The sequence below is a fragment of the Arthrobacter sp. MP_M4 genome, from assembly GCF_035984855.1.
In the GTDB taxonomy this organism is placed as follows: domain Bacteria; phylum Actinomycetota; class Actinomycetes; order Actinomycetales; family Micrococcaceae; genus Arthrobacter.
Genome location: NZ_JAXCHX010000009.1, coordinates 75,587 through 94,419 on the forward strand (window position 1 = coordinate 75,587; position 18,833 = coordinate 94,419).

Annotated in this window: 16 protein-coding genes; 4 read left to right on the plus strand and 12 right to left on the minus strand. The window is 65.9% G+C overall.

What is annotated here, in order from left to right; all coding sequences use genetic code 11:
• The first annotated feature begins 93 nt into the window (after positions 1-93).
• Positions 94-309 (plus strand): helix-turn-helix domain-containing protein, encoded by a 216-nt coding sequence (locus tag RCH15_RS09220; protein ID WP_326960250.1) that lies wholly within the window; start codon positions 94-96, stop codon positions 307-309.
• A gap of 178 nt (positions 310-487) precedes the next feature.
• Here RCH15_RS09220 and RCH15_RS09225 read toward each other — a convergent pair whose 3' ends face one another.
• Positions 488-1,075: a hypothetical protein gene (locus RCH15_RS09225; RefSeq protein WP_326960252.1), complete on the minus strand. Its 588-nt coding sequence runs from the start codon at positions 1,073-1,075 to the stop codon at positions 488-490.
• Between the two features lie 156 nt (positions 1,076-1,231).
• On the opposite strand from RCH15_RS09225, the gene RCH15_RS09230 reads away from it, so the two are divergent.
• Together RCH15_RS09230 and RCH15_RS09235 are read left to right on the plus strand one after the other, a co-directional pair.
• Positions 1,232-2,059: a LysM peptidoglycan-binding domain-containing protein gene (locus RCH15_RS09230; protein ID WP_326960254.1), complete on the plus strand. Its 828-nt coding sequence runs from the start codon at positions 1,232-1,234 to the stop codon at positions 2,057-2,059.
• Between the two features lie 71 nt (positions 2,060-2,130).
• Complete coding sequence (locus tag RCH15_RS09235) at positions 2,131-2,625, plus strand: Rv3235 family protein (protein WP_326960256.1); 495 nt, start codon at positions 2,131-2,133, stop codon at positions 2,623-2,625.
• A 167-nt stretch (positions 2,626-2,792) separates the two neighbouring features.
• On the opposite strand, the gene secA is transcribed toward RCH15_RS09235, so the two are convergent.
• From secA to mtrA, 7 genes are all read right to left on the minus strand, one after another.
• On the minus strand, positions 2,793-5,528 hold the full coding sequence (gene secA, locus RCH15_RS09240) for a preprotein translocase subunit SecA (RefSeq protein WP_326960259.1): 2,736 nt from the start codon (positions 5,526-5,528) through the stop codon (positions 2,793-2,795).
• Between the two features lie 70 nt (positions 5,529-5,598).
• Positions 5,599-6,849 carry a winged helix-turn-helix domain-containing protein gene (locus tag RCH15_RS09245; protein ID WP_326960261.1) on the minus strand — a complete coding sequence of 417 codons (1,251 nt, stop codon included), beginning with the start codon at positions 6,847-6,849 and terminating at the stop codon, positions 5,599-5,601.
• Positions 6,850-6,890: 41 nt separating this feature from the next.
• Positions 6,891-7,616, minus strand: a complete 726-nt coding sequence (gene hpf, locus RCH15_RS09250; protein ID WP_326960263.1) for a ribosome hibernation-promoting factor, HPF/YfiA family — start codon at positions 7,614-7,616, stop codon at positions 6,891-6,893.
• 162 nt (positions 7,617-7,778) lie between these two features.
• Positions 7,779-8,798, minus strand: a complete 1,020-nt coding sequence (locus RCH15_RS09255; protein WP_326960265.1) for a ComF family protein — start codon at positions 8,796-8,798, stop codon at positions 7,779-7,781.
• Between the two features lie 150 nt (positions 8,799-8,948).
• Positions 8,949-10,673 carry an LpqB family beta-propeller domain-containing protein gene (locus tag RCH15_RS09260; RefSeq protein WP_326960267.1) on the minus strand — a complete coding sequence of 575 codons (1,725 nt, stop codon included), beginning with the start codon at positions 10,671-10,673 and terminating at the stop codon, positions 8,949-8,951.
• Positions 10,670-12,874 (minus strand): MtrAB system histidine kinase MtrB, encoded by a 2,205-nt coding sequence (mtrB, locus tag RCH15_RS09265; RefSeq protein WP_326960269.1) that lies wholly within the window; start codon positions 12,872-12,874, stop codon positions 10,670-10,672. The genes RCH15_RS09260 and mtrB overlap by 4 nt, the downstream gene beginning before the upstream one ends.
• On the minus strand, positions 12,846-13,520 hold the full coding sequence (gene mtrA / locus RCH15_RS09270; protein WP_024365603.1) for an MtrAB system response regulator MtrA: 675 nt from the start codon (positions 13,518-13,520) through the stop codon (positions 12,846-12,848). Before mtrA ends, mtrB begins: the two co-directional genes overlap by 29 nt.
• A 182-nt stretch (positions 13,521-13,702) precedes the next feature.
• On the opposite strand from mtrA, the gene RCH15_RS09275 reads away from it, so the two are divergent.
• Positions 13,703-14,416, plus strand: coding sequence for a DUF4166 domain-containing protein (locus RCH15_RS09275; RefSeq protein WP_326960331.1), 714 nt, complete (start codon positions 13,703-13,705; stop codon positions 14,414-14,416).
• An 18-nt stretch (positions 14,417-14,434) separates the two neighbouring features.
• On the opposite strand, the gene RCH15_RS09280 is transcribed toward RCH15_RS09275, so the two are convergent.
• The 4 genes from RCH15_RS09280 to RCH15_RS09295 form a co-directional block, all read right to left on the minus strand.
• Complete coding sequence (locus RCH15_RS09280; protein ID WP_326960273.1) at positions 14,435-15,478, minus strand: hypothetical protein; 1,044 nt, start codon at positions 15,476-15,478, stop codon at positions 14,435-14,437.
• A gap of 2 nt (positions 15,479-15,480) precedes the next feature.
• A complete protein-coding gene (locus RCH15_RS09285) occupies positions 15,481-15,930 on the minus strand; it encodes a chorismate mutase (RefSeq protein ID WP_326960275.1) in 450 nt (149 codons plus the stop codon).
• 177 nt (positions 15,931-16,107) lie between these two features.
• A complete protein-coding gene (locus RCH15_RS09290) occupies positions 16,108-17,811 on the minus strand; it encodes an ABC transporter ATP-binding protein (RefSeq protein WP_326960277.1) in 1,704 nt (567 codons plus the stop codon).
• Positions 17,808-18,833, minus strand: coding sequence for an ABC transporter permease (locus RCH15_RS09295; RefSeq protein WP_326960279.1), 1,026 nt, complete (start codon positions 18,831-18,833; stop codon positions 17,808-17,810). The genes RCH15_RS09290 and RCH15_RS09295 overlap by 4 nt, the downstream gene beginning before the upstream one ends.

An 18,833-nucleotide genomic window follows, 5' to 3' on the forward strand; every position in this document is an offset into this window, starting at 1 on the left:
CGTCTTCGCGCCCGGACGGGAAGATGCTGGAACGAAGTGGGCCGGACTGTGGATAAGAGCCTCAAATGATGCCATTGATGGCAAAATGAACATATGCCACGATTCCTGACCCTCGCCGACGTCGCAGAGCAGCTCCAGATTAACGCTCCCGCTGCTTACGCACTTGTGCGCAGCGGTGAACTCAAGGCCATCCAGGTGGGCGGCCGTGGCCAGTGGCGTGTTGAGGAAAAGATGCTCGAGCAGTACATCGAGGAGCGCTACGCGGAAGCCGGCCGGATGATCGAGGAAGCCAAGGCCAAAGCCCGCTGAGCCGGATGCGCCGCGATACCCGGGCAGGACGGCCACGGCCGGCATCCTCGGTGTCTTCTGTCTGGCGTCTTGTGTCTTCTGTCTGGCGTCTTGTGTCTTCTGTCTGGCGTCTTGTGTCTTGCCTCTTGCGTCTTGCGTCTTGTGACTTGCGCCTTGCTGATGGCGCCGGAAGCCGCACCTAGTACCGCCGGCCGTCGGACCCGGGCCTCCGGGCCGACCTGAGCCCGGCTAACGCGCCAAAGGGTATCGTCGCCATTTGCCGGACGTTGGCGCGCCGGCGGTCCTCGCCACCGCCGGTGACCGCCAGGTCCAGATGGTCGCGACCAACCCGGTCAATCACCCCATGGAGGGTTGTTTCTCCTGCCGGACCGCCTGCCAGCAGGACGGCCAGGGCAGCCCGGTCCCGTGCCAGCCCGCGCAGCGCACTGGCCAGGCCCAGCCTCTGTCGCACCTTGGACAATTCGGGTACGGCCAGCCTCGAAAGACCGAGGTATCGAACCACCGCGGCGTAGGGAACGAGCACTTGGTGCTGTGGTTCATCCAACACGAGGGCTTGGCTTCCTGCGTGGCTTAGAGTCCCCTCGAGCGCCGATCCGGACGCCAACTGAACCACGATCAGCTGCCCCACCGAGCCCCGGAGCCGATCCGTGAGCTCCACCGCTGCCGCCTCGGTCCGTGTCCGCTCGGTGATTTCGGCGTCGAGATCAAGCCGCTCGCTGGCGGCGAGTTGTGTCTCCAGATCGGCAAAAAGGGCATCCCAGCGCATGGCGCCAGCGTAGGCCTGCCGATACCGGGGGTCAACCGCACAACCTAAAAAATCGACCCTAGACAAACTGGGCTCAAATAGATCAAACTAAGTCAAACAGTCTCAAACAGCATCAAATGTACGTAGTCATCGATATCCAGGTTAAGGCGGAGTTCCATGCGGGTAGCAGCAAACAATTCCCTCGCGGGGCGGCGTCGCGGGCTTGGCGCTGATGCCGCTGTGGCCGCCGCCATTTTGCTGCTGGGATTTGTTCTTGCGGGGACGGGAGGCAGCATCCTTCTGCGCTGGCGGTCTTCCTCGTCTCGTCATCAGTCGCTCGGATTCGAAGACCAGTTGGGGATCGCCGCAAACATGGCCGGCCTGATTGTCATCGTCTGGTGGGCCCTGTCCCTGTTCATTGCTGTCGTGGCCGCCTGCCTGGAACGCCGGGGGAACCTCCGGGCAGCAACAGCGACAGGAAAGTTCGCCCCGGCCTTCATGCGCAGGCTGGCCTTGGCCACGCTGGGACTGCACCTCCTCACCGCCCCGCTGGCCGTGGCTTCGACCGCCGCACCGGTAACGGATGCCGCCGTCATCCCCAGAGCGTCTGTGGCGTGGACTCCGATCGCAGTCCCGGCAGCAACTGGCGCTGCGGCTGACGCGGCCGCAGCGCTTCCCGGGCCCACGCCCCACCCCGGGCAACCGGCGGCGAACCCTGCCGTCGCTGGTCCGCAATGGCAGCCGCTCAGTCCGGTTGTCGACCCCTGGCCGCTGGCCGCGCAGCCCCCGCGTCGCCAACAGCCTCCCGGCCCGGCAAGCGAAGTGACAGTACGCCCCGGAGATTCACTCTGGAGCTTGTCGGCGGCCCGCCTTGGACCCTTCGCCTCGGACGTGGACATCGCCGTGGACTGGCCGCGGCTTTACCAAGCCAACAAGGACATCATCGGCGGGAACCCCAACCTCCTGAGGCCCGGCCAGGTATTGAGACTTCCGGCCGGCGAGTGATGGCCGGATGAAGATACCAGCCGGGGCCCGGCAACCGCACAACACCAAACTCCCCCAGTAAAGGAAGCATCATGACCGCCCTGACCAGACACCATGCCGCTGCGGAAGCCGCCACGTCGATAGCCCCGCCACTGCGCCTGGTGGCCGGCGGCGGCGCGCCGGACGAGCCTCCGGCCGGTCCCCGCGTTCCGGCAGTTCCGCAGTTGCGCCTGGCTGATGAGGAGCGGGAGGTATGCGCAATCTTGCGCAGCACCGTCCAGGCTGCCATAGAAGTGCTGGCCGGCACCCGGCCGGCGCAGCAGCTGGCCCGCCGGCTCGACGAACGCTGCCTCGCTGCCCTGCAACACCGGGCCGCCTTGACCCGGCGCGTGCCGTGCGGGGCGAGTCCGACTGCAGGCCGGCTGCACCGCAATCCTTCGGTCCGGTCGGTCCGGGCGTGCCGCATTTCCGCTGACATCTATGAAGCAAGCGCCGTCGTGGTCGAGGAACTGCGGGTACGGGCCGTCGCCTTGCGGTTGGAGCGGTGCCGGCTGACATGGCGGATCACCGTTCTGGAGATTGGCTGAGGCCCGCGTGGCCCAGCCGCTGTAGCCGTCTGGGGTTGGCTGTTCGAAGCAACGGAAGGAGGAACGCGCAGCCAGGAAAGAGGACCGGAACATGCTCCGGTCCTCTTTCCTGACTGCTCCTCATACTGCACGCCCCGTCCAGGCCGCGGTTTACTGCCCGCGGCCGGTTAGCGTTTCTTCTTTTTCCCCGGCCGGCGCGGCGCGTCCTGTCCGGCCTTGGCGGGGTTGCCGGAGCGGCCCGCGACTTTGGCCTCCACACGGGTTTGGGCCGTACCGTCTTCTCCGGGTGCGGTGTATTGCAGCTGGGCCGGTTTTTCGGGCGCCTCCAGCCCCGCGGCATGGATCTGCGGTTCCTGGTGTTCGGTGTGCTGGCCCGCGGCGTCCGCAACGACGACGTCTGCGGCGGGCGTCACCTCAACCTCAAGGTTGAAGAGGAAGCCGACGCTTTCCTCCCGGATGGCCTCCATCATCGCCTGGAACATGATGAAGCCCTCGCGCTGGTATTCCACCAGAGGGTCGCGCTGGGCCATGGCGCGCAGCCCGATGCCTTCCTTCAGGTAATCCATTTCATAGAGGTGTTCCTGCCATTTGCGGCCGATCACCGACAGAACGACGCGCCGTTCGAGTTCGCGCATGCTCTCGTGCCCGATGGCTTCTTCACGGGCCTGGTAGACGAGGCGGGCATCGGAAAGGATCTCATCCTTGAGGAACTCGACTGTGATCCGGGACTTCCCGCCGGCTTCGTCGATGACGTCGCGTGGTGTGACACTCACCGGGTAGAGCGTCTTGAGGTTCGACCACAGTAAGTTGAAGTCCCAATCGTCACCATTGCCCTCAGCGGTGGCCTGCTCGATGAAGGCGGTGATGGTGTCCTCCAGGAAGAACTGGACCTTTTCGTGCAAGTCGTCGCCCTCAAGAATGCGGCGGCGGTCGCCGTAGATGGCTTCGCGCTGGCGGTTCAGGACGTCGTCGTACTTCAGGACGTTCTTGCGCTGTTCGGCGTTGCGGCCCTCTACCTGGCCTTGCGCGGAGGCGATGGCACGGGAGACGAGCTTGGATTCGAGGGCGACGTCGTCCGGCACGGAACTGTTCATGAGCCGTTCCGCCGCCCCGGAGTTGAACAGGCGCATCAGGTCATCCGTCAGCGACAGGTAGAACCGGGACTCGCCGGGGTCGCCCTGACGGCCGGAGCGGCCTCGGAGCTGGTTGTCGATTCGCCGTGATTCGTGGCGCTCGGTGCCAAGCACGTACAGGCCGCCGTACGTCAGGACTTCCTCGTGCTCGTCTTTGACGGACTGCTTGGCGGCCTCGAAGGCAGCCGGCCAGGCTGCCTCATATTCTTCGGAGTTCTCTTCCGGGTCCAGTCCGCGCGAAGCCAACTCGGCGACGGCGGTGAACTCGGCGTTGCCGCCGAGCATGATGTCTGTACCGCGGCCGGCCATGTTGGTCGCCACAGTAACGGCACCCTTGCGCCCGGCCTGGGCCACAATCGCTGCCTCACGGGCGTGGTTTTTGGCGTTGAGGACCTCGTGCCGGATGCCCTCCTTGGCCAGCAGCCGGGAGAGATATTCGCTCTTCTCGACGCTCGTAGTGCCAACCAGGACCGGCTGGCCCTCTTCATGCCGCTCGGCGATATCTTTGACGACGGCGTCAAATTTGACGGCCTCGTTCTTGTAGACAAGGTCGGCCTGGTCAATCCTCGTCATGTCCCTGTTGGTGGGGATCGCGACGACGCCCAGTTTGTAGGTGCTCATAAACTCTGCGGCTTCGGTTTCGGCAGTACCGGTCATGCCTGCGAGCTTGTCGTACATGCGGAAGTAGTTCTGCAAGGTGACCGTGGCAAGGGTCTGGTTTTCAGCCTTGATCTCGACGCCCTCTTTGGCCTCGATCGCCTGGTGCATGCCCTCGTTGTAGCGCCGGCCGGCCAGGATACGGCCGGTGTGCTCGTCAACGATCAAGACTTCACCGTCGAGGATGACGTAATCCTTGTCCCGCTTGAACAGTTCCTTGGCCTTGATGGCGTTGTTCAGGAAACCGATCAGCGGGGTGTTGGCGGACTCGTACAAGTTGTGGATGCCGAGGTAATCCTCGACCTTCTCGATCCCGGCTTCAAGCACACCAACGGTGCGCTTCTTTTCGTCGACTTCGTAGTCCTCCTCGGACTTGAGCCGGGTGACCACCTTGGCGAACTCGCTGTACCAGCGGTTGGTGTCGCCCTGGGCTGGTCCGGAGATGATGAGAGGGGTCCGGGCCTCATCGATGAGAATGGAGTCCACTTCATCGACAATGGCGAAATGGTGGCCGCGCTGGACGAGCTCGGATCTGTCCCACGCCATGTTGTCGCGGAGGTAGTCGAAGCCGAATTCGTTGTTGGTGCCGTAAGTGATGTCCGCGGTGTACTGCTCGCGGCGCACGGAGGGGTCCTGGTTTGACAGGATGCAGCCGCTCGTCAGGCCCAGGAACCGGTACACCCGTCCCATGAGGTCCGACTGGTATTCGGCCAGGTAGTCGTTGACGGTGATAACGTGCACGCCGTTGCCGGTCAGGGCGTTCAGGTAGGCCGGAGCGGTGGCTACCAGGGTCTTGCCTTCACCGGTCTTCATCTCCGCGATATTGCCCAGGTGCAGGGCGGCGCCGCCCATCAACTGGACGTCGAAGTGGCGCATCCCCAGGGTGCGCGAGGAGGCCTCACGGACTGCGGCGAACGCCTCGGGCAGGAGATCATCCAGTATTTCGCCGTCAGCGTGCCGGGCCCTGAGACGGTCTGTTTCTTCGCGCAACTCGGCGTCGCTGAAGGTCTGGAAGGAGCTTTCCAGGGCGTTAATGGAATCAGCATAGTTCCGCAGCTGCCTTAGGGTTTTTTTGTCACCCGTGCGGAGAAGTTTTTCGATAAGTGATGCCACGTGAAGTTGCTCCCAGTCTCAAGCTGCCGAATTCTGGCGTGTTTAGTCTACGGGAGAGACGCAGCGGCGGTTACGCCTGTTCCCTCTCAGCGGATCCACCGCGTCCCGCTCCGCACATGGCGTCGGCGAGCGCCGGCGCCAGGTCCCCTTTCGGGAACACAACAACCCGGTCCAGTTCAAGCCACTCTGCCATGAGCCTGAGTTCGGCGGCGAGTTCGACGGCGGTGTCGGCGGGAGCTCCCGGTTCCGCGTAGGCCGCCTTCGCCAGCAAAAGGCCGTTGGCGCGGTCGGCTTTGAGGTCCACACGGGCCACCATTCCATCGCGGAGCAGGAACGGCAGCACGTAATAACCGTGCCGGCGTTTAGGCTCCGGGGTGTAGATCTCGATGCGGTAGTGGAAGTTGAAAAGGTCTTCGAGACGTCGCCGCTCAAAGACCAGCGAGTCGAAGGGACTCAGGAGTGCACGGCCGGTGGCGGTGCGGGGCAGCTTCGCCTCGACATGCCGGTACACGGGCTTGTCCCAACCCCGCACAGTGACAGGCAGGAGCCTTCCGGCGTCCACGAGGCGCGCCACGGCCGCCCCGGACGGACGCATGGGCGTCCGGAAGTAGTCCGCAAAGCACCGCAGCGTGCCGATGCCGTGGGCCTGGGCGGCGGCATCAATGAGGTGCACCAGCGCGTTCTCTCGCTCCGGTCCCACCTCCGGGGTGCCGGTAGTCCCGGCTGGCCGTTCGGTGAGCACCCTGGACGTGAGGGTGTAGCGCCGCTCGAAGGACTCCGTGCGGGATGCGGCCGAAATATGGCCCGCCTCGAACAGGTGCTCCAGAACCCTTTTCACTGCGTTCCAGTTCCAGCCCCACTTGTACTGTTGCCGGTCCTCGATGTGACCCAGGCGGGCGGTGAGCTCGGCGGCGGTCAGCGGCGGTCCGTCGGCCAGCGCCGCAAGGACGCGGGACGCGACACTTGTCTGCAGTTCGGCGTCCATGTTGTGCGCCCCCACCCAGGAGCGGTTTTGCCACAGGGTCAGGTCCTGGAAATGCTCAGGACGGATAAAACTGGCCTCGTGCGCCCAGTACTCCATCATGCGGCGCGGGTGGGTGCCGGCCATCCGGGAAAGGATGGCGCGGTCATAGTTGCCCAACCGGGAGAAGAACGGCAGATAGTGGCTCCGCGCCAGAACATTGACGGAATCGATCTGGACCAGCTGGAGCCGGGCAAACGTACGGCCCACCGCCCGTGCGCTGACGGGTCCGGCGGGCCGTACCTTGTCCAATCCCTGGGCTGCCAGTGCGATCCGCCGTGCCTGCTTGAGGCTCAGCACTTCCTACACGCCTGTCCCTTCATTGGATGGTCGGCACCAGCTTATGCGCTGGCGGGCTCATCCTCGGAGCGGTAAGCCAGGATCTTCTCCTCCAGCGGAGCCTGCCCCGGCTCACACGTCTGGTCCAGGCTGATCACTCCGTAGGTCCATCCCTCGCGGCGGTACACAACGGACGGCGCCTTGGTCTCCTTGTCCACGAAAAGATAGAAGTCATGGCCCACGAGCTCCATGTTGTCTACTGCATCATCAAGGCTGAGCGATGCTGCGGGAAAGACCTTCCGGCGGATGAGTACGGGCGAGTCTCCGGCGGGGATATCGTTCTCAACCTCATACGGCGACTTCTCCGCGGCAGCCGTTTTGGACTCCTGCCAGTGGTTGGCCTCGACGTAGATGGGCTCGCTGGTGCTGGCGGGCTCGAGGGTGGCCGTCGCCTCGGTGACGGACTTGGGGGTGTGCCGGCCATGGTGGACCTTTTTGCGGTCCTTTGCTCGGCGCAGGCGCTCGAGGAGCTTGTTGTAGGCGAGATCGAACGCGGCAAACTTGTCAGCGGCGCTGGCTTCGGCTCGAATGACGGGGCCCCGCCCCAGGACGGTGAGCTCGACCGTGAGCATCTCATCGGTCTGCCGGGCCTTGGTCTCCTTGGAAACCTTCGCATCCACTCTCTGGACTTTGTCCCCCAGCGACGCGATCTTCGAGATCTTCTCGTCGGCGTACTCGCGGAAACGGTCCGAGACCGTCAAATTACGTCCGCTGATCATGAACTCCATGGTGCCCTCCAAATGACTTCGGTGACACGACGGCGGTACTTCCCGGGGCCGATCTGACTGACAGTCGAGCCCCTTTCCGAGCCGCTATCGACAGGTACATCTATTCTTGGTACCCATCTCCGACGTTAGTTCATAGCCCCCTCTAATTCATCCTTTTTCGGTTTATATTTTGATTGAGGGGCCTTCTTCCGCCAGCTGGCGGCCTGCCTCGCCCAGGTTGCGCGTCTCCGGCGGGCGTGTCGCGGCGAGGACGACGGCGCCCCGCACCAGCGCGCCGGCCTCCCGCAAGGCCCGGGCAGCTTCGGCCAACGTGGCCCCGGTAGTGAGGACATCATCGACGATGATGCAGGGCCGTCCCGTCAGGTCGGGACAGAACGGACCGCGGCGCACCCGCATGGATCCGCGCACCCGTTGCGCCCGGCCTTGACGCCCCAAGCCCTTTTGCCCGCCGGGTCCTGCCCCGATACCGGGGAGGCTGTAGTAGGCCCCGGCCACCCTGGCCCGCTGTCCGGTCTTCCGGAGGGCGACGACGGCGCTCACCCGGCAGTACTGCTCCCCCTTGGTCCGGGTCCGTCCCATCCGGTCCAGCAACACGTGGACCGGGCTGAACCCCCGCTTCCGGTAGGCCCGGCTGCTGGTCGGCACTGGCACCAGCAGCAGTCCCGGGGCTTGCCCGGCGGCTGCCTTGATGGCCCGGGCCAGGCCGATGGACAACACCTCGGCGAGCTGTCGCTGGCCGTGGCGCTTGAAGGACAGGACCGTCTGCGCCAGCTCCGCGCGGTAGGTTCCAGCAGCCACGACCGGAAGGAGCACGGACCCGTCGGCGTCCATGAGGGCGGGGGCTTGTGCCTCTGCCCGGAACGGTTGGCGCATCAACTGACGGACGTGCCGTTCGCAACCGCCGCAGAGCGTCAGATCTTCTGCTCCACAACATACGCAATCCACCGGCGCTGCGAGCGCAAGGACTTCGGCCGCGGCTGCCGCGGCCGAGTCCGCGAGCCGTGCCAGCGGCCGGCAGTAACCGCCGCGGTGTCTTGCCGCATGCGCGGCCTCCGGGGCAAGGTCGGGGTCGGCCGGGCGCGGGCGCCATCGGGGGCCCGCGCCGGCCCGGCTCCGGGGACGGCGTAGGCCGCCGGCTTGGCCGCCTTGCTCGCCGTCGCGGGCTGATCCGGTTGTCTCCATCCGGCAAGTTTCCGCCTCCGCGGCGGACGAAAGCAGCCCGTGGCAGCTTAAGTGGATAACAAGTGGATAATCGGGGCAGATCACCGCGGGCGGAAGCATGCCTGCGCGACAGCTGTGAACAACCGCTTCCGCAGGGAACTGCCCGGAACCCTACCCCGGGTACGACGGATCGATGGGTCCCTTGAGCTGGGGGGACCAGCCGTTGCCGAGCCGCAGGAAGATGCCGTCGGCGGACTGGGCGTAGATTTCTTCGCTGCCGTTGCCGGCGCTGAGCGCGGTGAGGCCCGGCCACGGGGCGAGCTGTTGCGGCTGGGATGACGTGAGGTACAGCAGCTCCGGGGTGACGGGCTCGGTCGAGGAGCCCTTCATGACGGCAACCGTCGTATCATCGACCCACACGCCTTGATCCGGATTGTTCGTCGCCAACAGCGTCGTCGGCACAGTAAGTTCCTTGGGGGTGCCGTCGGCTGCCCGGACGATGCCGGCGATCTGGACCCGGGTCTTGCCATTCAGCTCCGTCAGGACGAGGGCGCGGGTACCTTCGCGGGAGATCCGAACCTCCTTGACGGAGCGCCCGGCAAGCCAGGCGGGCGACAGGGTGACGGCCGGGACGGCGGTGCCTTCGGTCACGACGCCCGGCCGGTGGGCGATCACTTCCGTGGCGCCGCTGGCCCCCGGACCCGCCGTCCAGACCCAGTCGTACCGGTCGAAAGACGGCCGGGTCAAGGTGGCGCGGGTGGTCAGGGCGCGTGCGGGCTGGCCGGGCACGATGGAGTACAACGTCCCGCGGCCGGCGTTGAGGAAGGCGACGGCCTGCGAGACCGGGGACTCCGCCGGAACCCGCGGCGCCAGGGCCGACACGGCCTGCATGTCAGGAAGCGGCGAGATCCTGTTGTTCTCGTACCGGATTAGATCGTTGTTGCTGACAGCGATTTGGCGGGCTGGAACGTTCTTGTCCCGGATCGGCGGCAGCACCGAACCGTTGTCATCCACGCGCACCAGATCCTGGTTGGCCCGGAGCTCCACGTTGATGACGTCGGGCTGGCTGCGGAACGTGAGGGCGAGCTGGGTCTGCATCCGCAACCGGTCCTCATTGGACGCCTCAACGAGGTCCTTCGCTGTCAGGTCCACCTGCGCTGCGCCGGAAACCACCGGGACCGATTCGCGGGCCAGCTTGATGCCCGAGGGGAAGGCGCTGACAACCGCACCCTTTAGATACGGTGCCGGGCCGCCGAGCAACGCGCTGGTCATGGCCTTGACCGTCTTCTTTTTGATGAACCACCGGACGTCGGGCACGGCGTACGTATATGTCGGGTCATAGAAGTAGATCGGATAGGCGCCGTAGATGACTTTGAATGTTTCTTCCGGGATCGCCGTCCCGTCCGGGAGTTCCGCAATGCGCCACTGTCCGTCCACCTTGGTCAGGGTGGCGGGAATATTTTCCTTGGTTCCTTCGGGAAGCTGGGTGGCGACCCCGTCCACATCGACGGAATAGGACACGTCCAGTTCGTAATTGAAGACGTTTTCCACACCGGTCGGCACAACGCGGGCCGACCGGAAGACGAGCACCCGCTGGTCCGGCTTCCAGGTCACCGACGACGCCTGGGTCAGATACTGCCGCGCGACGGCGTAGTCGTCCTCATAGCCGCTGCCGGCGAGATAGAAGTCCTCGATCACCGCTTCCGGCCCGGCTCCCTCACGGGGGGCGGACGGGAAGAACACGGGGGCGTTATTGGGGTTGCCGGCGCTCTCGTCGGTGCTTTTTCCGACCGGGCCCGACCGGGGGATCTGCGCACACGAGGTCAGCAGGAACAGCAGCACCACCAGCAGCAACGACGCCGCAGCACGGCAGGCCTTCCCTGAGGTCTGGCTCATGGCCGCTCCTTCGTTCCGGTTGCTGCGGTTCCAGTTGCTGCGGTCCCGGTCGTGTCAGTCCCGGTCGTGTCAGTCCCGGTCGTGTCAGTCCCGGTCGCGTCAGTCCCGGTCGCGTCAGTCCCGGTCGCGTCAGTCCCGGTCGCGTCAGTCCCGGTCGCGTCAGTCCCGGTCGCGTCAGTCCCGGTCGTGTCAGTCCCGGTCGTGTCAGTCCCGGTCGTGTCAGTCCCGGTCGTGTCAGTCCCGGTCGTGTCAGTCCCGGTCGTGTCAGTCCCGGTTCCCGCGGACCCCGGATCCGCGGCGGCTGCACCGGGGGTGCTGCCTGCGCCGCGGGCGTGGCCATCGGCGCGCGTTGCCGGGCCGGGATCGAGCAGGAGCATGGTCCGCTCGCTGCCGTCGTCCTCCAGGCCGACGTCGACCGGCTCCAGCTGGAGGGGGGACTTAGTAATGATCCCGCCCCGGCGCAGCGCGAGGGTGAGCCGGAAGTTGGCCCCGCTGCCTTTGCGCCCCCAGGCCTGAAGCCAGCCGTCATGGAGTTTCGCGTCCTCGGCAGCAATGGACAACCCAAGGCCGCTGCCGCCGGTGGTGCGCGCCCGCGCCGGATCCGCCCGCCAGAACCGGTCGAACACGCGTGCCGCCTCGGCGGGGGCCATACCGATGCCGTGGTCGCGGACCGCCACCGCCACCGCATGGTCATTGGCGGCCACGGAGATGTTCACCGGACGGCCCTCGCCGTGCTCCAGCGCATTCAGGACCAGGTTGCGCAGGATCCGGTCGATCCGGCGGTCGTCCATATCCACGATGATGCTGCCTGCAGGCGCATTGAGGGTGACGGCGGAGCCATACTCGGCGGCCACCGGAGACACGCCTTCCATCACGTGCGCGACAAGCTGCACAAGGTCGCCCGGTTCGGCGTCGAGGGTGGCCACGCCGGCATCGAAGCGGGAGATCTCCAGCAGGTCTGCCAGCAACGACTGGAAGCGCTCCACCTGGTTGTAGAGCAGCTCAGCGGAGCGTTTGTTGATGGGGTCGAAGTCGTCGCGGGCATCGTAGAGCACTTCGGCGGCCATCCGCACCGTGGTCAGCGGGGTTCTGAGTTCGTGGGAGACGTCAGAGACGAACCGCTGCTGCATCTGGGACAGGGTAGCCAGCTGCGTGATCTGCTCCTGGAGGCTCGCCGCCATGTGGTTAAAGGACGCCCCGAGCCGGGCGACCTCGTCCTCGCCTTTGACCACCATGCGTTCTTGCAGCTGTCCGGCAGCGAGCTTTTCGGAGACAAGGGCGGCGTGGCTGACGGGGCTGACGACGTTGCGGGTCACATACCAGGCCACAGCGCCGATCAGCAGCGTCAGCACGGCGCCACCGGCCAGCAGGACGTTTTGGATCTCGTCGAGGGTTTTTTGGGCCGTGTTCAAGTCGTAGATCAGGTAGAGCTCGTAAACCGTGCCGTTGAAGGTCACCTTATTGCCGACGGCGATGCCGGGCCGGTCTTCGGTGCCCACCGGGAACTCCGTGGACGCCCAGAACTGCTCCTTGCCCGAGTCCTGCACGGCGGCCCGCAGCTCGGTTGGGATGACGCTGATGGTGAGCTGGTCCGACGCCCGGGATTCGACCCAGCGGTTGCGGGGTTTGGTCTGTTCCGGCATGGCCTCGAAGACGTAGCGCCGCTGGATCACGGAGCCTCGGCCTTCGACGGCATTAAGGGTGTCATAAACGAGTGTGATCACGCTCGACTGGTCAGTAACCTGGGCACCGTCAAACGTGTCCTGGACTTGCTTGACGTTGTAGCGGGTCTCCGACTCAGCCTGGACGAGCCGTTCCTGGAAAAGATTGGCGGCGATCTGATTGGACAGATACGCGCCGACGACGGCGAAGGAGATGACGACCAGCATAAGAGTGGTCAGCATGGTCCGGAACTGCAAGGACCGCCGCCACCGGCGGTGCACGGAGCGCAGCAGGTAGCGGGTCCCTGGCAACAGGCGGGAAGCCCCGATGCCGACCAACCGCGCCACCCGGATGCCGACGATTCTGGCCCGCTTCACCCAAAGCCGGGTGCGGAAAGGCAGCGACTGCCTACCCGCGGCCGGGCCGCCTGCCGTCACGTGGTCGGCGCCGGCGGGGTCAACTGCCGTGGGGTCTTTGACCGGGTCGGCCCCGGTCTGGCCGTCCGGTGGCTCAGGAGCCTGCTTTGTAGCCGACACCACGGACCGTCAATACAACTTCGGGGGCTTCCGGGTCACGTTCGATCTTTGACCTGAGCCGCTGGACGTGGACGTTGACCAGGCGGGTGTCTGCGGCATGCCGGTACCCCCAGACCTGCTCCAGGAGGAGTTCCCGGGTGAAAACCTGCCAGGGCTTGCGTGCCAGGGCAACGAGCAGGTCGAATTCCAGCGGCGTCAGCGAGATGCGTTCAGTTCCACGGCTGACGAGGTGGCCGGCCACATCGATCGTAACGTCGGCAATGCGCAGGGTCTCGGGCGCCTTCTGGTCACCGGGCCTTAACCGGGCGCGGACACGGGCCACCAGTTCGGCCGGTTTGAAGGGCTTTGGCACATAGTCGTCTGCTCCGGACTCGAGCCCGCGGACGACGTCGGAGGTGTCCGCCTTGGCAGTGAGCATCACGATCGGAACATCTGACTCGGCGCGGATCTGGCGGCAGACTTCGATGCCGTCGATGCCCGGAAGCATGAGGTCCAGCAGGACCAGGTCCGGTTTGGCAGAGCGGAAGACCTCCAGCGCCTGCCCACCGTCAGCGCAAAAGACGGGCTCGAACCCGTCATTGCGCAGCACAATACCGATCATCTCGGCCAGCGCCTCGTCATCGTCCACTACCAGAATGCGTGCCTTCATATGTATATATTCCCTTATTGCAATGGCTTTGTCGTATTCAGCCCTGCCCGGGCATGGCGCCGCCGCTACCCGGGTGGCCCGTTGATGCGACGGCGGTGCGCCCGCCGACTGGAACAAACCCCGCCCATCCCGCATGCTGTGGACAGAAACACTTCAACCACATGAAACCCCTGGAGGCTTCTTTGAGTATCCCGATCTACCACCGGGCTCTTGGCACTGACTTTGGCCGGCTGCAGCCGGAGCTGCAGGAGTACTTTTCACTCGCGCCCGGGTCCGGCCACTATGGCGTCGGGGAGGGCGTGTTCGAGGTGGTGGGCTGCCGGCAGAGCTTGCTTCGCCCCTTGCTGCGGCTTGCCGGCGGAGAGCAGGCGTTCTTCCCGGAGTACGGGGAAAGCATCCGGTTTCGGATCGAGAACCACGCCCACCTGGACCCGTTCGGCCGCTCCAGCCTGACCGCCCGCCGCGAAATCTTCTTTCCGGGCACCACCCGGCTTTTCCACGACACCACTAGCTGGGACGATGCCGGCGGCCAGCCCCGGCTGCTGGACTATGTCGGGCGGTACCGGCGGCTCGTCACGGACCTCAATCTCGGTGTCACGGCCGAAGGACGTCTGCGGGGAGTCTCGGAGGCCTCCCGGCTGTTCCTGGGCCCGCTGCGGATTCCGTTGCCGGCCGCGCTCGATGCCAAAGCCTACGCCGAACAGTGGTGGGCGCCCCGGGAGGGCACGGCCGGAAAACACCGCATCCAGGTCAAGGTGATCCAGCCGCAACTCGGGTTGGTCCTGGTCTACGCGGGACACTTCGACTACCGGCTGGAACCCTACCCCGGCCGGTTGACATCATCGGGCTTCCTGCCGGACTACGCCAGGCCGGACCGCTGGGAAAGCCGCAGTTGACGGCGGCACAGGCCGGCGCTAGCCGAGGGCAAGCTGGTTGAGGCCGTCGGCTACCTGCGTCAGCCGCGTCAAAGCCGCCGTGGCGGCCGACGGCGAAAGCCTGGCCAGCCCGTCCGAGGGGGTGACCCGGACCCCGCCCAGAGCCGCGGGGGCCAGACCCAGCTGGCGCCATGGCCGCCAGACGGTGTCCACGACGTCGGCTACCCGGGGCATCGCCGCTGCGGGGGTGGAAACCTCGAGCGCTCCGGCCCACAGCCTCTTGCCGCCTTCGATAGCGCCGGCGAGTTGTTCCCATTGGCGGGACGTAAGCGCGCGCAGGGGTATGGCGATCCCGTCAGCGCCGGCCGCTACTATCCGGTTGATGGGGGCCTCGACGTCCGGGACGCTGATCACCACCTCCGCGGCACCGGCCGCCCGCAACGCGTCGATGACCATCTTCCAGGAGTCGGTGGCTTCCTGCCCTGAGACTGAACGCAGGGTCCGGTAGCCGCTCGAGGTGGGAATGGTACCGGCCAGCACGGACGCGATCTCGGGCTCATCGATCTGCACCACGAGGCGGGCGCCGGGAGCTGCAGCCGCCACCCGGCTGAGGTAGCTGCCGGCTCCAGCCGCCAGGGAGGCCGCAAGGTCCCGCCGGGCACCGTAGTCGATCAGCGCGCGCTCCCCGTTGTGCAGGTGCAGTCCGGTGGCGAGGCTGAGCGGCCCGCGGAGCTGGACCTTGAGGTCCGGTGCTGCCGTATCTTCGGCGCCGATCACGTCGGCGAGGATGTTGATGTCGGTGGACAGTGCCGAGCGCGCCCGTTTGAGGTCCTTGCCGGGCCGGTCCACAATGCGCCAGCCGTAGGGCTGGACGTCCACGGACAGGTCCACCAGCAAGGCGGCCGTCCGGCCCAGAGCGTCGGATCCCACGCCCCGGTCCGGAAGCTCGGCCAGGAACGGCAAGTGCGGACTGCCAAGTTCACCGCGGATGATGCGCGCGGCCTCCACCGGATCCTCTCCGGGCCAGGTGCCCAGGGCGGTGGCAGTGACCTCGCCCGGCAGCGGACGTTCGGGGGCAGCCACGCTCACGCCCCGGCTGAGTCAGCGGGGCCCGCGGAGCCACGCGTGGGGGAACCGGCGGCGTGCGCAATGGCGGCCTGGGTGGCTGCCTCGTGGTCTTCGGCGATGGCCTCGTGGTGCCGGATGACCTCACCGATGATGAAGTTTAGGAACTTTTCTGCGAAGGCCGGGTCCAGGTGGGCTTCGGCGGCGAGCCGGCGCAGCCGGGCAATCTGTGCCGTTTCCCGGCCAGGGTCGCCGGCAGGAAGCTTGTGGGTGGCCTTGAGGACTCCGACTTTTTGGGTGGCCTTGAACCGCTCGGCAAGAAGGTAAACGAGGGTGGCATCGATGTTGTCGATGCTCGAGCGGATCGACAGCAGCTCCGCCATCACCGCGGGATCCACCTGACCGGCCAGTGAGCTGGCTCCGGGGTCATAGGATTCGGCGTCGGGAGGAGTTCGGGTCTGCTCGGTCATTGGTCCAGTCTAGAGGCACGGGCGCTCATCGCATCCGCTGCCAAGCTTCGGGCGAAGGCCCGCCCGGAGGCCAGTTCGGCGCGTTTTCCGCTGCCGGTCTGGTCCGGCCTACCCAAGGGACATGCCCGCCGTTCAAGGGGAACGGCGGGCATGTCCCTTGGGCTGCTGCCGGAGGGCTTAGCTGTGCAGCACGGCGCGGAAGTCCTTCCGGCGCCTGGCCTGCTCGTCCGGGTCCGGCACGGGCAGCGAGGCAATCAGCTTCTTGGTGTAGGCGTGCTGCGGGTTGCCCATCACCTGGTTTCCGAGCCCTTGCTCCACCATCTCGCCCTTGTAGAGAACGCCAACCCAGTGCGAGAGAATGTCCACCACTGCGAGGTCATGGCTGATGAACAAGGCCGCAAAGCCAAATTCGGCCTGGATCTCCTTGAACAATTCCAGCACGACCGCCTGGACAGAGACATCCAGGGCCGAGGTGGGCTCGTCGGCGACGAGGAGCTTCGGGTTCAGGATGAGAGCGCGCGCGAGGGAGGCTCGCTGCCGTTGCCCGCCGGAGAGCTCATGCGGGAACCGGTCGGCGTAGGCCGCCGGCAGCTGCACGGCTTCGAGCAGTTCCCGGGTCCGCTGCCTGGCCTGGGCCGGGCTGGGATTGGTGTGGATGATCAAAGGTTCGGCGATGCAGTCCCCGATTGTCAGCTGGGGGTTGAACGACGCGGCCGGGTCCTGGAACACAAACCCGATCTCCTTCCGCAGCGGCTTGAACGTGCGCTCTTTCAAGTTGAGCATCTCATAGCCCAGCACTTTCAAGCTGCCCCCGGTGGTCCGGTTCAGGCCCGCGATGGCCCGCCCGATGGTGGTCTTGCCGGAGCCGGACTCCCCCACCAGGCCGAAGACCTCCCCTTCGGACAGGGTGAAGTTGACCCCGTCCACAGCCTTGAAGGCGGGGCTCCCCAACCGGCCGGGGTATTCGATGGTCAGGTTGGTGGCCTCGACGAGCACTTTCCCGCCCTGGTGCGCCCGTTGGGTCATGCCCTCGGAGGCGGAGTTCCGGCCAAGGTGCGGAACGGCTGCCAGGAGCTTTTTGGTGTACTCCTGTTTCGGCTCGGCGAAGAGCACCCGTGAGGCTGCCTCTTCAACGACGTCCCCCTGGTACATCACCACGACGCGGTCGGCGAGGTCGGCCACGACACCCATGTTGTGGGTGATCAGCACGATCGAGGTGCCGTACTGGTCCCGGAGGTCCCGCAACAACTCAAGGATTTCTGCCTGCACCGTGACATCAAGCGCCGTAGTGGGCTCGTCGGCCACGATCAGTCCCGGGTTCAGTGCGAGTGCGGCAGCGATCACCACGCGCTGTTTCTGTCCGCCGGAGAACTGGTGGGGATAGTAGTTGACCCGGGTTTCCGGGTCCGGGATGCCGACCTTCCGGAGCGCTTCGATGGCGCGGGTCTTGGCCTCCTTGGCGCTGACCCGTCCTGATTTCCCGTGGCGGGCGTGCGAACGGATGCCCTCGGCGATCTGCCAGCCCACAGTAAAAACCGGGTTGAGGGCGGTGGAGGGCTCCTGGAAGACCATGGCGACGTCGCGGCCACGGATTTCCCGCAGTTTCGCCGGGCTGACGCTGATCACGTTGTTGCCGTTGATCAGCACCGCGCCGGAGCTGATGGCGGTCTCCGGCAGGAGACCGAGGATGGTCTTGGCGGTGACGGTCTTGCCGGAGCCGGATTCGCCCACGATCGCCACGACCTCGCCCGGGTTGACCGTCAAGCTCACGTCTTTGACGGCGTAGACATCCCCCGCGTCGGTGGCGAAGGTGACCTTGAGGTGGTCGATGTCGAGGACGGGGCCGACGGCGGGGCCGGTTGTATCGATGTTGCTGGTCATGAACTTCTCGCTTCTGCTTCGAGGGCAGCTTTGGCGCCGGTGGTGGAGTCCGGGCCGCCCTTGCCGGCGACGGCTTTCTTGCGGCCACGCAACCGGGGGTCGTTGAGGTCGTTGATGCTCTCCCCGACCAGTGTCAGGCCCAGGACGGTGAGGACGATCGCGAGACCCGGGTATACACCTGTCCACCAGATCCCGGACGTGGTGTCTGCCAGCGCTTTGTTGAGGTCGAAGCCCCATTCCGCGGCGGACGTCGGCTCAATGCCAAAACCCAGGAAACCCAGGCCGGCCAGGGTAAGGATGGCCTCGGAGGCGTTGAGAGTGAAGATCAGGGGAAGGGTGCGGGTGGCGTTCTTGAACACGTGCAGGCGCATGATGCGGATGTTGGAGGCGCCCACCACTTTGGCCGATTCCACGAAGGGTTCCGCTTTGAGCCGGATGGTCTCGGCCCGGATAACGCGGAAGTACTGCGGAATGAAGACGACGGTGATGGAGATGGCCGCCGCGAGGATGCCGCCCCAGAGGCTTGACCTTCCGCCGCTTATGGCAATCGCCATGACAATCGCCACCAGCAGCGGCGGGAAGGCGTAGATGGCATCGGCAATCACCACCAGGGTCCGGTCCAGCCAGCCACCGATGTAGCCGCTGACCAGGCCCAGGATCACGCCGATGAAGATGGACATGATCACGGCCACAATGATGACCAGGACGGCGGTCTGCGCCCCCCAGACGACGCGGGAAAAGACGTCGTAGCCACCGACGGTGGTGCCCATGAGGTGCTTTCCGCCGGGGGCTTGCTGCGCCGGGAAGCCGCCCTCGGCGTCGGAAATCTGGGAGAAGCCGAAGGGCGCGATCAGGGGGGCAAGCAGCGCGGTGAGCAGGAACACGGCGGTGAGGACAAGCCCGGCGACGAGCATTCCGCGCTGCAGGCCGACGCTCTTATTGAAGTGCGAGATGACCGGCAGGCGCCGGAACCACGGCCCCCGGGGGTCCTTGATGGGTTCAGTAACGGCAGTGGTGCTCAT